This window comes from Actinomyces gaoshouyii, from assembly GCF_002072175.1.
Lineage (GTDB): Bacteria > Actinomycetota > Actinomycetes > Actinomycetales > Actinomycetaceae > Actinomyces > Actinomyces gaoshouyii.
The window spans coordinates 60,595-76,976 of the sequence record NZ_MVIV01000005.1; the positions used below are offsets into that span (position 1 = coordinate 60,595).

Sequence of the window (16,382 nt, forward strand, 5' to 3'; positions counted from 1 at the left end):
TTCTCCATTCACTCAGTCGAGCTCGTCGTCGAGGTCATCGTCCGCCCAGGCGCCACCGGCGGGTGTGGGAGCCGGCTGGGGTGCGGGGGCCGGCTTGGCGAACTCGGGGTTGAGCTGGGTGTAGATGACGGCGAGGCAGGCGCCCACGATGCCCAGGCCCACTAGCGTCACTCCTGTCGGCATGACCTGGAGGACCCAGTTCGCCATGTCTCCGGCGCCCTGGGGGTCGGAGACGGAGCCCCTGCCGGCGATCGTCGTGGCGAAGGTGGCGAAGACGAAGCCCAGGAAGAAGAAGGGCATGAGCTTGCGCGCCTTCATCATGTTGATGACCATCGCGTATCCGACGACGACGATGAACCCGCCGGCGATTCCCAGGCCCTTGGTAATGACCTCGGGGATGGCGTCCAGCGCCTTGTGGACGGCGTCGCCGGAGGCCAGCGCCGCGACGATCGCGGTGGGGATGGCCACGCGCAGGCCCTGGAGGCCCAGGGCGGTGAAGTGCATGACCACGATGCCCCGGTAGTTGGCCTGCTTGGCGTATCGATCGGCTTGGTGGGCGAAGAACACTGCGATTGTTCGCACGAAGATCGTCAGGGCCTGACCAGCGACGGCGAGTGGGACGGCGACACTGATGGCGGCGTCGATGGCCGCCTTCGTACCGCCGTCGCCGCCCATGGAGGCGACGGCGATGACGGTGGAGACGGTCGAGGCCAGGGCCGCGTCGGGGGCCATGGCGGCGCCGACGTTCAGCCAGCCCAGCGCGATCAGCTCCAGGGTGCCCCCGACGACGATGCCGACGGTGGGCTGGCCCAGGGCGAGTCCCGTCAGGGTGCAGGCGACGAGGGGACGGTGGAACTGGCGCTCGTCGAGGACGCTTCCCAGCCCCGCGACGAAGGCGACGATGGTGACCAGGATGATCTGGATTGTGGAGATGTCATGCATGGGAGAACCTTTCGCATGGGCTCAGCGCGAGGCCGGCCTCATAGCAGCCCCTTCGACTTGAGGGTGGGCATGAGGTCGGAGCGACCCGTGGAGGGGACCTGCTGGATGTACTGGAGGATGCCGCGCGAGTCGATCTCGGCGAAGGCGGCGACATCCTCGGGGGAGGCGTAGACGGCCTGGGATACCTGCGAGGTCCCCTGCTTGAAGGTCATGCCGCCCACATTGACCTCGCCGGCCTCGAGCCCGAGGTCGAGGAGGCGGACGATGTCCCCGGGCGTCTCGACGACGATGATGGCCTTGAGGGCGGCGTACTTGGGGTTCTTGTAGACCCTGGCCGCCTTCTCCACGCCCAGGACGTGGACCTTCACCTTGCCACCACCGGTTTGAAGGAGGAGGGACTTGCGCAGCTCGTCGTTGGCGGCGCTGTCCGAGACCGCGAGGATCGCCTCGGCGCCCAGGGAGCCCGCCCAGTTGTTGGCGACCTGTCCGTGAACCAGGCGGGAATCGATACGCAGGAGCTTGATGTCCATCAGAGCTCGTCTCCTTCGTCGTCAGAGATGGTGGGGGTGGTGGGGGTGTACTCCTCGGAGAGGATCTTGATGCCGGCCCTGCCGGCGGTGCGGGCGACCTCGACGAGTTCGGGCAGGCTCGCGCCGGCCATGCGGCGGGCGAGGACCTCGACGAGCATGGGCAGATTGGCGCCGGAGACGACGTCGGCGTCGGGGCGCTCCGCTGCGAAGCGCGCCGCGGCGTTGTAGGGGCTCCCGCCGAAGAGGTCGCACAGGATGAGGTGCTGCTCGGACGGCGAGGCCTCAACGGCCGCGGCGTACTTGGCGAGGAGGTCGTCAGGCCCCTCCGATTGCTCGAAGGTGATGGCGACGACGTCGTCGCTCGGGCCGACGATCATGGCGGAGGAGCCGAGCAGCCCCTCCGCCATACGCCCATGAGCAGCGATGATCACGGATACCACGGATAACCGCCTTCCAGTCGGGCCGACGGCGAGCGGGCCCGACGTCGGCAAACGATGTGGCGACAGGGACAATAGGCGCTCTCACCGGCCGATAGGGCTCGTTGGGCCCCGGTATCACCGGAGATAACTTGCGTTAGCAACGCGCGAGCCCAAGTGTTAGCAATGAGATGCCCGCCACGCCATCGATATTGCATGGCTCACATGAGGCCGCCGCTAACATGAGCGCTAGATGTAATCTTTGTCACATTTATGTCGATCCGACCGCCGTCCGCCCCCTCCTCGCCGAGACCGGTCGAAAACAGCACCGAAACCGGTCGCAAGTGCTGGCGCGAGCGGTCCAGCACCAGGCAGCACCGGCCCCTGCGCCTCGCAGCCCACCGCTCAATCGCCCCATGAAGATCACGGCTTGATAACAGGAGCCCTCCGGCGATGCGATCGGCACCCCCGCGCGCCCCACTTCGCCAGAATGGGTCTGAGCTGGGCGCATGCACAACCCAGCCCTGCCATCGAAGGAGATGCCATGAGACGATCGCCCCTTGTCGTCGCCCTCACCGCTGCGCTCGCCCTGATGCTCTCCGGGGTTCTGCTCGGCACCACCCCATCCCCGGCAACGGCCGCCGACGCCTCCCGGAGCGAGGCCTGGCGGCCCCGGGCCCACTACACCCCCGCCGCGAACTGGATGAACGACCCCAACGGCCTCGTCTATGAGAACGGCACCTATCACCTCTTCTACCAGCACAACCCCTACGGCCTCGCCTGGGGCAACATGTCATGGGGCCATGCGATCTCGCTCGACCTCATCCACTGGACCGAGCAGCCAGTCGCCATCCCCGCGACGGATGCCTACGGAGTCTTCTCCGGCTCGGCCGTCTACGACGCGACCAACACCTCGGGCCTCGGCACCCCCGAGGCGCCGCCGCTGGTGGCACTGTGGACCCGCGCCGACAATGCCACGGGCATCCAGGCCCAGTCCCTGTCCTACTCCACGGACCACGGGATGACCTGGACCAATCTCAATAACGCCGCCCCTGTGCTCGACATCGGCTCCAAGGAGTTCCGCGACCCCAAGGTCTTCTGGGACACGGTGTCCCAGCGCTGGGTGCTCGTGGCCGTCGTCGCCACAGAGCACAAGGTGCGCTTCTACTCCTCGCCCAACCTCATCGACTGGAGCTTCGAATCCGAGTTCGGCGGCGTGGGCGACACGACCGCCGTCTGGGAGTGCCCCGACTTCTTCCCCCTCGCCGTCGACGACGACCCCACCGAGGTCAAGTGGGTGCTCTCCCTGTCCGTAGCGGGACAGGTCGGGCAGACCAAGTACTTCGTCGGTGATTGGAACGGCTCCGCCTTCACCGCCGACCCCCTGCCCTCCTACGACGGCAGCGAGGGCACGGTCCTGGCCGGTTTCGACTCGGGCGCCTGGGACGGCTGGAGCGTGACCGGCAACGCCTTCGGCACCGCCCCGTCCACCGGCGCCACGCCCGGCCAGCAGCCGTTCACCGGGCAGCAGGGCCCCGGCCTGGTCAACACCTTCTACGACGCGTCCACCGGCCAGGGCTCCGATGCCGCGACCGGCTCGGCCACCTCCGCTCCGTTCACCATCTCCGCCCCCTACCTCAACATGCTCGTGGGCGGCGGCAAGCACCCCTACGACGCCGCGGCCACCGGCGACGACGGGGGCGGCACGCTCCTGACCGGCTTCGACTCCGGCACCTGGGACGGCTGGACCGTGACCGGCAACGCCTTCGGCACCGCCCCGTCCACCGGCGCCAACCCGCCTCAGCAAGCGGTGATCAACCAGCGCGGCCCGGGCCTGCTCAACTCGTACTACGACTCGGCCAGTGGACGGGGCACAGATGAGACCACCGGCACTGCGACCTCACCTGCCTTCACGATCGACGCCGACCACATCAACCTGCATATCGGCGGCGGCTCCGCCACGGCCGCCTCGGGCGCCGGGCAGACCACGGTGGACCTCGTCGTCAACGGGCAGGTGGTCAGGAGCGCCTCGGGCCGCGACCTCGAAGAGCTCAACTGGCAGAGCTGGGACGTCTCCGACCTGCGGGGCAGCCAGGCAACGATCGTCGTGACCGACACAGCGACCGGCGGCTGGGGCCACATCCTTCTCGACGAGGTGCGGTTGTCGGATCGGGCCGCCACGCCGTCGGCCTCGAACACCTCGGTCAACGTCGTGGTGGACGGCACCGTCGTCGCCTCCGCCACGGGAAGTCAGAGCGAGTCATTGGACTGGACGAGCCTTGACCTGCGCTCCTGGCAGGGCAAGCAGGCGACGCTCGTCATCGAGGACAATAACGCGACCTCCGAGTACGGGCACATCCTCGTCGACTCGATCACCGCGTCGAGCACGGCTGGCTTCTCCCAGCGCGATGTCATGCCGATCCTCGACCAGGGCCGGGACAACTACGCGGCGGTCACCTGGAACGGCGCCCCCAACGGCAAGCGCTACGGAATCGGGTGGATGTCGAACTGGTCGTACGTCAACGGCACCCCCACGAGCACATGGCGCACCGCGATGACCCTGCCCCGGACGTACAAGCTGCGCACCGTGGGCGGGCAGCTCCGCGTGGTGTCCACCCCGGTGGAGGCGCTGGCCACCCTCCACTCGGGCCAGCCGGTGACGGCATCGGGGCTCACCGTGGACGGCGCCGTCGATCTCCCCTCCGCAGCGGGCTCGTCCTATGACCTCAGCCTCACGCTCGATCCTGGTTCCTCGGCGCGCGCGGGGGTCAAGGTCCTCGTGGGCGACAGCCAGGAGACGATCGTCGGCTACGACGCGCAGATCGGGCAGGTCTACGTCGATCGCACCCATTCCGGGGAGGTCGGATTCAGCCCCGCCTTCCCCTCGATCTCGCGCGCTCCGGTGAGCCTGGGCGCCGATGGTCTGCTGCGTCTGCGCCTCGTGGTGGACCGCTCCAGCGTGGAGGTCTTCGCAAACGACGGCGAGGCGGTCATCACCTCCGCCGTCTACCCCTCGCAGGACGCCACGGGCGTGAGCCTGTTCTCCGAGGGCGGCGTGGCGGTGGCCACAGGCCTCACCTCGCAGGCGCTGGCCGACTACCGCTCCCCGGCGCCCAGTCCCGACCCGGACCCGGCTCCGTCAACGGGGTGGGTGTGGACCGGTAGCGCGTGGACCTACATCGACCCGGCCACGGGCCAGGCGGTGAAGGGCTGGCTCAAGGACGACGGCTCCTGGTACTACCTCGACCCCGCCACCGGGGCCATGGCCACCGGATGGGCGAGGGTCGGCAACCTGTGGTACTACCTGCGCCCCGACGGCACCATGGCCACGGGATGGCAGGCCGTCAACGGTCACTGGTACTTCCTCGAGCCGGCCTGGGGTCACATGCTGACCGGCTGGATCGCCGTGGCCGGCCACTGGTACTACCTGGCCCCCGACGGGGCGATGACCGCAGGCTGGCAGTGGATCGACGGTGCCTGGTACTACCTGGATCCCGTCACCGGCCGCCTGACCCCCTAGCCCTCTCGCCGAGACCGGTCGAAAATGGGAGCGAGACCGGCCCAATATCCACAGACAGGGCTGGTGCGTGGACGCCGGCCATCATCCCTGTGGATGGCGGACCGGTCTCGCTCTTGATATCGACCGGTCTCGGCGAGGGGAAGGCGGGCGGGACGGAGGAGGACTAGGACTGGGGGACGTTGCGCTCGAGCTCGGCGATCCAGGCGGTGCCACTCACATCGGAGGGCATGCGCCAGTCCCCGCGGGGGGACAGCGATCCCCCGGCAACGACCTTCGGGCCGTTGGGCAGGGTCGAGCGCTTGAACTGGTTGGCGAAGAAGCGCTTGAGGAACAGCAGTTCCCAACGCCGGATCTCCGGAAGCGCGTAGGCGACCCGGTCCGCCTCGGGCAGGCCCTGCGGCCAATCGCCCTCGGAGGCGTTGGACCAGGCCTTCTCCGCCAGGAAGGCGATCCGGCTGGGCCGCGAGCCCCTGCGCAGCACGTGCCACAGGGTGAAGTCCTGGAGGGCGTAGGGGCCGATCCGCGATTGAGTGGACTGCATGGGCTCGTCCTGACTACCGGGCACCAGCTCGGGGCTGATCTCGGTGTCGAGGATGGACAGCAGCGTGCGCCCGACGGCCTCGTCGAAGATCCGCTCGGCCACCACCCAGCGGATGAGGTGCTGGATGAGGGTCTTGGGGATCCCCGCGTTCACCCCGTAGTGGGCCATGTGGTCGCCCACGCCGAAGGTGCACCAACCCATCGCCAGCTCGGAGAGGTCCCCCGTGCCCAGCACGATCCCGCCACGGGCGTTGGCGATACGGAACAGGAAGTCGGTGCGCAGTCCTGCCTGGACGTTCTCGAAAGTGACGTCGTAGACCTCGGGACCGCGCTCGCCGCGCCCGTAGGGGTGCCCCATCTCCGTGAGCATCTGCGTGGCGGTGGGGCGGATGTCGAGTTCAGAGAAGGCGCAGCCGAGCCCGACGGCGAGGTCCTCGGCGTTGCGGCGGGTGGTGGCGCTCGTGGCGAAGCCGGGCATCGTGTAGGCCAGGATGTCGGAGCGGGGGCGGCCCAGGCGGTCCATGGCGCGGGCGGCCACGATGAGAGCCTGGGTGGAGTCGAGCCCCCCTGAAACGCCGATAACGATCTTGGGGTTGCCGATGGCGCGCAGGCGCTGGACGAGCGCCTCGACCTGGATGGAATAGGCCTCGTAACAGTCCTGGGCCAGGCGCGCCGGATCGTCCGGCACGAAGGGGAAGCGGTCCACGCGCCGCCGCAGCCCAATATCCGTCCGAGGCGCGCGCAGATCAGCAGCAGGGATCTCGATGCGCTCGAAGGCCCGGGGGTTGGCGAAGGAGGCGGGACCCGGTGCGGGCGCAGCACCGGCGGCGCGCGCCAAGGTGCGGGCGTTGTCCTCGAAGGTCCCCTGACGCAGTCGCTCGGCGCGCATCCCCTCGATATCGACGTCGGCAATGGTGGCGCGCGGCCCGTCCGGGAAGCGCTCGGAAGAGGCGAGCAACTCGCCGTTCTCGTAGATCATGGTCTGGCCGTCCCAGGCCAGATCCGTACTCGACTCGCCCTGCCCAGCGGCCGCGTAGACATAGGCGGCCAGGCCCCGGGCCGAGGAGGAGCGCGCCAGGAGGTGACGGTCCTCGGCACGGCCGACGGTGATCGGCGAGGAGGAGATGTTGAGCAGCACCGTGGCTCCCGCGAGCGCGGCCACGGACGACGGCGGGACGGGCACCCACATGTCCTCGCAGACCTCCACGTGGAAAACGAGGCCAGGGACGTCGGCGACGTCGAAGAGCAGGTGGGGACCGAAGGGCACGGTCGCGTCAGCGGTTCCCGTGACTCCCGGCCCCCCGGGCCCCCGCACCCCCCGCAGGCGCGCGCGGCGCTGGTCGACCTCAGGAGCGTCGCCGGCGGCGAAGTGCCGGGCCTCGTAGAACTCGCGGTAGGTGGGCAGGTAGGACTTGGGGGCGACGCCGCGCACGGCCCCTCCGGCGATGACGACGGCGCAGTTGAACAGGCGATCGCCCACGCGGATCGGGGCCCCGATGACGATCGCTGGAAGGAAGTCCTCGCTCGCGGCCCGGATGGTCTCGATGGCGGCCAGCGCCGCATCGAGGAGGACATCGGCGTGGAGGAGGTCGTCGATGGCGTAACCGGTTAGGCACAGCTCGGGGAAGGCGGCGAGGCAGACGCCGTCCTCCCCGAGCGCCCGGGCCTGGTCGATGATGGCGGCGGCGTTCTTATCCGGGTCGCCGGGCACGGCAGGCAGGGTGACGGCGGCGACGCGAGCGAATCCCTGGTCGTAGGCGGAGCGGAAGACGATGCTCGGGCGGCCCGCGGCCTCGTCCTGCGGGTCCGCCCAGTGCTGGGTGTCCTGGGTTGCCATGCCATGATCCTGCCATGATCCAAGCCGGCTCGGGCCCGGCCCGGCCCACGTCGCCCCGGACCGGCGCTCAGATGGAGGCGCGGCGCACCAGCCGCCCTGGCAGCAGGGTCCGGGCCGGCACGCTCTCACCCCTCAGCATGGCCGCCAGGCGCTCGACGCCGACCCTGCCCATCTCCTCGAAGGGAAGCGCCACGCAGGTCAGGCCGGGGCGGAGCTGCACGGGGGCGAGGTCCTCGTCGTCGATGCCGATGATGGCGACATCGTCGCGCACGCGCAGGCCGCGCTCGCGCACAGCGTCGTAGGCGCCGATCGCCATCCTGTTGTTGCCGCACAGGAGGGCGGTCGTCCACGGGTTGGCGTCGAGGAGCTGGCCCGCGGCCCGGTAGCCGCCCTGGATGGTGCCGTACCCGACGGCGGTGGCAACGCCATCCCAGTCGATCCCGGCGCGCGTGAAGCTGGCCCGGTAGCCGTCACGCCGGGGCCGGGCACCGACGTCGGCCCCGGAGACCTCGATGACGCCGATGTCCCGGTGCTCCCCGGTAAGGAGCGCATCGGCCTCGAGACGGGCGATGCGCTCCTCATCGGGTCGGACGCTGGGACGCCCGCTGTCCGATGACTGGCAGTTGATGAGGATCGTGGGGATGTCACGGACCTCGGCCGGCAAGGTGACCTGGGCGCCACTGGCGCGCGCCTGGAGGACGGCGCCCACCCGGTGCTCCAGGAGCGAGGCGACGGCGCGGCGGTCGTCCTCCGCGCGCCCCGTGGTGGGGATGAGGAGTAAGGGCATGCCCTCGCGCAGGGCGGCGTCCTGCATGCCGCGGATGATGGAGGAGGCCTGCGGGCCGGTGAGGATGTCGGTGACCACGCCTAGGGCGCTGCTCGACCGGGGGTGGGCGAGGCGCGCCGTCCCCTGCGGCCGGTAGTCGAGCTCCTTCGCGGCCCGGAGGACCCTCGCCCGCGTGGCCTGGGGGATGCGCGAGTCCGGGCGGTCGTTGAGGACGAAGGAGACGGTGGTCCGCGACACTCCGGCGGCGCTCGCGATATCCGCCATCGTCGCCCGGCGCTCCATACGGCTCACGGGCGGGCCTCCTCCCGGATCGATGCTCCGTGCCCACGATGCCACAGGGAGGCCCCGTGGGCACGCGCCGCGCGCTACGCTCATGGGATGGCGGTCACAGTTCTTCCCTCCCATCCGGGCTTCACGATCCGAGCAGTCCTGTGGGACATGGATGGCACTCTCATAGACTCCCAACCGTTCTGGGATGAGGCCTTCGTCACCCGCACCCGCGAGGCCGGGGGCGCTCCCACCCGGGGGATCGTGGAACGCCTCACCGGAGCGTCCATCGAGACGGCGCGGCGACTCATCGCGGAGACGGGCGCCGTCTCCGACTGGACGGACCCGGCCGCTGGGGATCTCTTCACCGCGATCGCCGACGACGTCGGGGCACGCGTGGCGGCCTCCCCTCCCTTGCTCCCCGGCGCGGAGCGGATCACCTCGGCCTTGGCGCAGCGCGGAGTCGCGCAGGCGATCGTGTCCGCTTCCCCCCGCCGGATCGTCGAGAGCGTGGCGCGCGCCCTGGGGGACGTGTTCGCCGTGACCATCACGGGGGACGACGGCGCGGGTGCCAAGCCCGACCCCCTCCCCTACGCCACGGCGGTCGAGCGACTCGGCCTGACCCCCGCGGAATGCGTCGTCGTGGAGGACTCGGCGACGGGCGTGGCCTCGGCCCGTGCCAATGGGATCCATGTGGTCCAGATCGGCGCGACCAAGGTGTTCCCCGCCGATCCCGGGCTCGTCGTCGTGCCCGACCTGACCTCGGTGACGCCCCATGCCCTCCTGCGAGAGGACCGGCGGGATGCCCCCACAGGCGGTGCCGCCACTGCCGGCACCGCGCCGTCTCCGGATCAGCACCGGGGGGCACGATAAACACCGTTGAACCCCCTCCCCCTGTTGCTCCCTGTCCCGGGAGGGCCTGGAGAGGGGACTGGTCGAGGAGATCCGCGCCCTGGGCCACGGGGTCAATCCGGACCGCCAATTCGCGAGCGCGCTGTGAAGGTCTTCTCATGAGGATCGTCAGGCATATTCACGGACCGATCCATGAGCTCCGACATCTCGTTACGGAAATGTGATCCCGCGGGCGCCGGGGCTCCGATCTGGCGATTCTCCGCCGTTTCGAACGGATCGGGACTCGGCGAGATCCCATTCCACGACAACTTCTGAGCGACGAATGTGCTTCGCGGCGATCAAGTCGCATATGATGACGCCGTCGGGAAACGCCCCGGCACGAGGAGATCAGGGACTCCGATGACATGCCGCGGCGCTCGGGACTCGCGCGTTTCAGGGACCGCGCCCCCGTACCCGACCGGGGCCCCGCACTGAGGTGCGGGGCCCCTTTTTCGTTCCTCACGGACGACACATGTGAAATCGGGCATACTATACCCACGTCCTTCAGGATCGCTTCTCACATAAATAGTAACAGAAAAATAACATCCTGAAATAGGAGCCGCTCTTAGTGGGATATCGCCATCCCTACGGTCATCCGACATACATGGTTGGCATTCAGGATCACCCGCAACCCATACCCCTGCAGGTACCCGATGCTCGTCCACCCGCCCTCTTTGCGGGGCGCGGGGAGCGGCACCACGAGCGCTATGCGCGATGGCGCGCCCGACCTTTTCCTGGCCGGGCGCGCCATCGCGATGCGTCGCTCTATGCGGGCGGCCCCGCTGGCGCGCTTGACGCGCTTGGGGCGCGCCCCGCGCCCACGGCCCGCAGGGCGAGACCGGCAGCAGGCCCGTCCTCGCTGAGGTCTGCGACGATCTCCTGGCCATCCAGGACCTCCCCGGCCAAGATGAGCCTGGCCAGGCGGTCCCCGATCTCCCGCTGGACGAGGCGGCGCAGGGGCCGCGCCCCGAAGGCAGGGTCGTAACCCTCATCTGCCAGCCACTGGCGGGCGGCGTCGGTGACGATGAGCGTGAGGCGCCGGTCCGCCAGTCGCTCAGCCATCCGGGCGAGCTGGATCTCGACAATCCGGCCCAGCTCCTCCTTGGTCAGCGGGTCGAAGACAAGAGTGTCGTCGAGCCGGTTGAGGAACTCGGGCTTGAAGTGGGCGCGGACCCGCGCCATGACCTCACTGCGCTTCTCGTCGGGGCTGAGCAGCGGATCGATGAGGAAGTGCGAACCGAGGTTGGAGGTGAGCACGAGGATCGTGTTGCGGAAGTCCACGGTGCGCCCCTGGCCGTCGGTGAGCCGACCGTCGTCGAGCACCTGGAGGAGCAGGTCGAAGACCTCCGGGTGGGCCTTCTCCACCTCATCGAGCAGCACCACCGAGTAGGGGCGGCGACGCACGGCCTCAGTGAGGTGACCGCCCTCCTCGTAGCCGACGTACCCGGGAGGCGCGCCCACAAGCCGGGCCACCGAGTGCTTCTCGGAGTATTCCGACATGTCGAGTCGCACGATGGCGCGCTCGTCATCGAAGAGGAAGTCCGCGAGCGACTTCGCCAGCTCGGTCTTGCCCACGCCCGTGGGGCCGAGGAAGAGGAAGGACGCAGTGGGGCGGTCCGGGTCTGACACGCCGGCCCGCGAGCGCCGTACGGCATCGCACACGGCGGCGACGGCGGCCCTCTGACCGATGAGGCGCTCACCGATGACCCCCTCCATACGGAGCAGTTTGGCGGACTCGCCCTGGAGCAGGCGCCCCACGGGGATGCCGGTCCAGGCGGCGACAACCTCGGCGATCTCCGCGGCGCCGACCTTCTCGGCGATCATCGGCTCGGTGCCCTCGCGCGCGAGGCCGTCGGGGCCGGCGACGGCGGAAGCGGTCTCAGCGGCCTCGGCCTGCCGGATCTGGGTCTCGAGGGAGGGCATCTCCCCGTAGCGCAGGCGCCCGGCCTCCTCGAAGCGGCCCTCGCGCTCGGCGAGGTCGGCCTTGGTGGACAGCTCGTCGAGGGCGGCTCGCAACTCGCCGATGCGGTTGTGACCGGCCTTCTCGGCCTCCCAGCGGGTGATCAGCGCGGCCAGCTCCTCAGAAGCATCAGCGAGCTCAGCGCGAAGGCGCTCGAGGCGCTCCACGTCGGCGGCGGTCTCGATGGAGTCGGCGCCGCCCGCGGAAGGTCCCTCCCGGCCGTCGGCCCCGAGGGACTCGGCGAGGTAGGCCTCCTCCATGCGCATGCGGTCCACGCGGCGGCGCAGCTCATCGATCTCGACCGGGCTGGAGTCGAGCTCCATGCGCAGCCGCGAGGCGGCCTCGTCCACCAGGTCGATGGCCTTATCGGGTAGTTGGCGGCCAGAGATGTAGCGGTCCGACAGGGAGGCGGCAGCGACCAGGGCGCCGTCGGAGATCGTCACGTGGTGGTGGGCCTCATACTTGGGGGCGATGCCGCGCAGGATCGCGACTGTGTCCTCCACACTGGGCTCACCGACGAGGACCTGCTGGAAGCGCCGCTCCAGGGCGGGGTCCTTCTCAATGCGCTCGCGGTACTCGTCGAGCGTGGTGGCACCGACCAGGCGCAGCTCGCCACGGGCGAGCATGGGCTTGAGCATGTTGCCGGCGTCCATGGCGCCCCCGCTCCCACCGCCCGCGCCCACGACGGTGTGCAGCTCGTCGATGAAAGTGACGACCTCGCCGTCGGAGTCCTTGATCTCCTTCAGAACGGCCTTGAGCCTCTCCTCGAACTCTCCGCGGTACTTGGCCCCTGCGACCATGCCGGCCAGGTCGAGGGAGATCAGGCGCTTGCCGCGCAGGGAGTCGGGAACGTCGCCGGCGACGATGCGCTGAGCGAGGCCCTCGACGACGGCGGTCTTGCCGACACCGGGCTCACCGATGAGGACGGGGTTGTTCTTGGTCCTGCGGCTGAGGACCTGGATGACACGACGGATCTCGGAATCGCGGCCGATGACGGGATCGAGTCTGCCCTCGCGGGCAGCCCCGGTGAGGTCGGTGCCGTACTTATCGAGGGTGTTGTAGGTGCCCTCGGGGTTGGCGGAGGTCACTCGCCCGGAGCCGCGGACCTCGGGAAGCGCGGCGGCCAGGGCCTCCGCGGTAGCGCCCGCCTCCCTCAGCGCGCCGGCAGCGGGATCGGCGGGGTCTCCCTCGGCGAGGGCGATGAGAAGGTGCTCGGTGGAGACGTAGTCGTCGCCGAGGGCCCCGGCCCGGGTGGCGGCCCTCTCCAGGGCGGCGAGCAGGGCCCGGGAGGCCTGGGGGCGGCCAGTGGTGGCGCCGGAGGACGTGGGCAGGGCGAGGAGGGCGCGCCGCGCGGCAGCGCCGACGGCCGTGCGCTGCTCAGCGCCGACGGCCGCTACCAGCAGCGCCGGTGCGACGCCATCCGCCTGGGAGAGGAGCTCGCTGAGGAGATGGCTCGTCTCCACCTGCGGGTTGCCGCTCGCAGCAGCGGCCTGCGCAGCCCCGCCGATCGCCTCCTGGGCACGGGTGGTGTAGTTGGTGTCCATATGCGGGCCTCCTTGAGGACCTGAGTGCGACGCCGCCGGACGGTCCGGGCATCTTCGACGGGAGCAACCCCCGCAAGGGTGAGTCTATTCCACTCAACTCTGCGTGATCCTCGCCCGTCCTCCCCCGCGGGCGCCGGATCCCGCCGAAGGAGAGCCGTGAGCGGTCCCGCACCACGAGGTGGTCCCCACCGCCCCGGTATTCGGGGCGGTGGGGACCACCGGCTTCGAGCGGTCGACCGGAACGGCCCGCTCAGCCGCGCCTCACTGCTCGCCGCGGTCCCCGCCCTCGGACTCCTGGGCGTCCGGACGGCGGCGCATGACGAAGTAGGTGCCGGCACCGGCAGCCACCAGGGCGACAGCCCCACCACCGATCCACAGCGGACTCAGCCCGTCGGAGCCCGACACGGCGTCGTCGCTCCTGGCCCCGCCCGAGCCCTTGTTGCTGCCGTCGACCACTCCCATGATCCACTCACGCTGCTCCGCCACCTGGGCGTAAGCGGCGTTACTGGAGCGCGTGTCATCGCCCTCGGTGTCAAGGCTCGCGGAGAGCACGCCGACGAGCTCGCCGTTGACGAACAGGGGAGCCCCGGAGTCGCCGGCCTGGGTCTTGGCGCCGTCCTGCGCCGTGACCTGGATGGAGGGGGCGCCCTCGTAGAGGGAGATCTCGCTGAAGCCCTCGATCTTGCCGCGCGCTGTGGGCAGGCGGGTCTGGCCGCCGGAGCCGTCCTCGGACCAGCCGTACATGGTGCCCTCACCGGAGTCAGGGGTCTTGGAGGCGAGCGTGGGGTAGCTGGACAGGCCCATGTCCTCCACGGTGTGCAGAAGGGCGAAGTCACCAGCGGGAGCGACCTCCCACCGGTCGATGGCCACCGTGCGCTGGTTGCTTCCCTGGCCGAGGCGCACCGACCCGGCGGGGTTGGGGTACGTGTCGACGCAGTGGCGGGCGGTGAGCACCCAGTGGGGAGCGATCGCGGCGCCGGTGCAGCCACCCGCCTCACTACCCGTGCCGAGCTCCTCGGAGACGACGGCATTGGACTCGTCATTCTCCTCGGCGAAGGTGCTGGACTCCAGCGCCTGGGCGGCTGTCGCCGGGAGCAGGATCGTCAGGGCGATGGCCGAGGTGGCCACGACGGCGCGAATGGGGCGCAGGATTTTCATGGTGTTCCTTTCAGTTCAGGTCGGTGGCAGTGTGCTGTGCGGTGGACGGGGAGCGGAGGGCTCCGGAGCGCCCGAGGGCGGGCCGGGGCGGCAGGGTCGTGCAGGAGACGGTCTGCACGATGCGGCGCACCGCCCACTCCAGGGGGCCGTGGTTGAAGCGTGTGCGGATGATCATGGCCACTGCCATGCTCCCCAGGACCGTTCCCACCGCCAGCACCGGGAAGTGCGTCGGGCCGGAGGCAGTCAGGACGGCGCCCGCAGTCAGCACGTGGACGACGTACACGGTCAGGGACATCGACCCCATAGCCTGCAGCGGGTACAGCCACCGTCCGGCCCTGCCGGCGATGAGGCTCAGGCTGATGACCACCAGAGCGCCGCCGGTGGCCGAGACGAGGTCGACAAAGCTACCGGTGTGGGTCTCCGGGTTGATCAGCGCCAGGAGGAGCAGCCGGTCGCGGCTTCCCTGGAAGGCGGAGTCGATGTTCACGACGTCGCTCAGGTAGGTACCGGTCACGGCGGCCAGGAGACCGGCCGCGGCGACCATCGCCTGGGCAGGCACCGACGCGACGACCAGCAGACGGTGCACCAGCACGCCCACCACCATGTAGGCGGCCCAGGTCACCGCCGGGTAGGGGGCGACGAGGAAGGGAGGCAGGACAGTCATAAAGGACACGGCGTGCACGACGGCGGAGGCGACGGCAAGCCACAGCAGCAGCACGGCCAGGGCGCGGTTGGTCCACCGCGGGACACAGGCGAGGGCGATGTAGCAGATGCCGAAAGCCTGCAGCACGACGGAGATGTCCCCTGAGAAGGGGTCGATGAGCTGGTGGATGACGATGAGCAGGGCGCCGCGGACCATGAGTGCGTGCCGGGAGGAGGCCAGGGCCGTCCCGCCCTCACGGACGCCGCGGGTGGACATGATCGACAGGGAAACGCCCGCGAGCACGGCGAACAGCGCGGAGGGGAAGCCGATGAAGAGCACCCCTGCCTCTCCCTGCGGCATCATGATGTGCGCGATGATCATCCCGATCAGGGCGATCGCGCGAGCGATGTCGAGCCCGACGATACGCGCGGCGCGGGATGCAGCAGGCGCTGCCGATGACGTTGTTGGCGATACTGACATGGCTGCGACAATATGAGCCTCTTTGTTGTCGTAGCGTAAAAGCCGGGCGCAGACGGGATAACACCACTCCCGGCGCCGGCGTGAGCGGCAAGGCCCCTTCGAGCAGTCGCAGGACGCGTGAGCGGCAGGGCCCGGCCCCATCCCGGGAGGATGCCAGGCCACCGCGTAAGATTTGGGAGGGATGATGAGGAAGGCTGAAGGGATCTCATGCGTGTCCTGGTGGTTGAGGACGAGTCCTACCTGGCAGAGGCGATCGCCCGGGGCCTGCGCCGCGAGTCGATGGCCGTGGACGTGATCGGCGACGGGCTGGAGGCCCTGGAGGCGATCAGCACGACCGACTATGACGTCGTCGTCCTGGACCGGGATCTGCCGGGGATGCACGGCGATCAGCTCTGCGCACGCCTGGTCACGGACTTCCCGCGCACCAGGGTTCTCATGCTCACGGCCGCCAGGTCCCTGGACGAGCGCGTCAGGGGCCTGTCGATCGGCGCGGACGACTACCTCACCAAGCCCTTCGAGTTCCCCGAGCTCGTGGCGCGCCTACTGGCCCTGGGCCGGCGCAGCCAGCCGGCCCGCACCCCGGTGCTCCAGGCCAACGGCGTGCGCCTGGATCCCTTCCGCAGGGAGGTGGCGCGTGACGGGCAACAGGTACAGCTCAGCCCCAAGGAGTTCGCGGTCCTGCGGGTCCTCATGGAAGCCGACGGCGGCGTACTATCCGCCGAGACCCTCCTGGAGAAGGCGTGGGACGCGAACGCCGACCCCTTCACCAGCTCGATCCGGGTGACGATCTCCCACCTGCGCAAGCGCCTGGGGCAGCCGTGGGTGATCCAGACGGTCCCAGGTGCCGGCTACCGCTTCGGGAGCTGA

The 16,382-nt window shown here is 69.8% G+C and carries 11 protein-coding genes; 3 read left to right on the forward strand and 8 right to left on the reverse strand.

All coding sequences use genetic code 11. From position 1 onward, the window contains the following. Nucleotides 1–12: 12 nt before the first annotated feature. The 3 genes from B1H50_RS05915 to B1H50_RS05925 are packed head-to-tail and all read right to left on the reverse strand — an operon-like array spanning nucleotide 13 to nucleotide 1,912. A complete protein-coding gene (locus B1H50_RS05915) occupies nucleotides 13–942 on the reverse strand; it encodes a PTS mannose/fructose/sorbose transporter subunit IIC (protein WP_080462857.1) in 930 nt (309 codons plus the stop codon). 38 nt (nucleotides 943–980) lie between these two features. After that, entirely contained in the window at nucleotides 981–1,472 is a 492-nt protein-coding gene (locus B1H50_RS05920) for a PTS sugar transporter subunit IIB (RefSeq protein ID WP_080462858.1), read from the reverse strand. Continuing rightward, entirely contained in the window at nucleotides 1,472–1,912 is a 441-nt protein-coding gene (locus B1H50_RS05925; RefSeq protein WP_080462859.1) for a PTS sugar transporter subunit IIA, read from the reverse strand. The genes B1H50_RS05920 and B1H50_RS05925 overlap by 1 nt, the downstream gene beginning before the upstream one ends. Nucleotides 1,913–2,432: 520 nt before the next feature. Between B1H50_RS05925 and B1H50_RS10085 the strand changes: the two genes are divergently transcribed. Then, entirely contained in the window at nucleotides 2,433–5,408 is a 2,976-nt protein-coding gene (locus B1H50_RS10085) for a glycoside hydrolase family 32 protein (protein WP_158082831.1), read from the forward strand. Nucleotides 5,409–5,571: 163 nt separating this feature from the next. Here the strand turns inward: B1H50_RS10085 and B1H50_RS05935 are convergent, their stop codons facing one another. Beyond that, on the reverse strand, nucleotides 5,572–7,785 hold the full coding sequence (locus B1H50_RS05935; protein WP_080462861.1) for an NAD(+) synthase: 2,214 nt from the start codon (nucleotides 7,783–7,785) through the stop codon (nucleotides 5,572–5,574). 67 nt (nucleotides 7,786–7,852) lie between these two features. Next, nucleotides 7,853–8,854 (reverse strand): LacI family DNA-binding transcriptional regulator, encoded by a 1,002-nt coding sequence (locus B1H50_RS05940; RefSeq protein ID WP_229657849.1) that lies wholly within the window; start codon nucleotides 8,852–8,854, stop codon nucleotides 7,853–7,855. 96 nt (nucleotides 8,855–8,950) lie between these two features. Between B1H50_RS05940 and B1H50_RS05945 the strand changes: the two genes are divergently transcribed. Next, complete coding sequence (locus B1H50_RS05945; protein ID WP_080462862.1) at nucleotides 8,951–9,712, forward strand: HAD family hydrolase; 762 nt, start codon at nucleotides 8,951–8,953, stop codon at nucleotides 9,710–9,712. A gap of 783 nt (nucleotides 9,713–10,495) precedes the next feature. Here the strand turns inward: B1H50_RS05945 and B1H50_RS05950 are convergent. From B1H50_RS05950 to B1H50_RS05960, 3 genes are all read right to left on the reverse strand, one after another. After that, the gene (locus B1H50_RS05950) at nucleotides 10,496–13,234 is read right to left on the reverse strand and encodes an ATP-dependent Clp protease ATP-binding subunit (RefSeq protein WP_080462863.1); all 2,739 of its coding nucleotides are present in this window, start codon (nucleotides 13,232–13,234) and stop codon (nucleotides 10,496–10,498) included. Nucleotides 13,235–13,495: 261 nt separating this feature from the next. Beyond that, nucleotides 13,496–14,392, reverse strand: coding sequence for a S1 family peptidase (locus B1H50_RS05955; protein ID WP_080462864.1), 897 nt, complete (start codon nucleotides 14,390–14,392; stop codon nucleotides 13,496–13,498). Nucleotides 14,393–14,402: 10 nt separating this feature from the next. After that, the gene (locus B1H50_RS05960) at nucleotides 14,403–15,398 is read right to left on the reverse strand and encodes a DUF418 domain-containing protein (protein ID WP_143231764.1); all 996 of its coding nucleotides are present in this window, start codon (nucleotides 15,396–15,398) and stop codon (nucleotides 14,403–14,405) included. A 324-nt stretch (nucleotides 15,399–15,722) separates the two neighbouring features. On the opposite strand from B1H50_RS05960, the gene B1H50_RS05965 reads away from it, so the two are divergent. Beyond that, nucleotides 15,723–16,382: a response regulator transcription factor gene (locus B1H50_RS05965; RefSeq protein ID WP_080462866.1), complete on the forward strand. Its 660-nt coding sequence runs from the start codon at nucleotides 15,723–15,725 to the stop codon at nucleotides 16,380–16,382.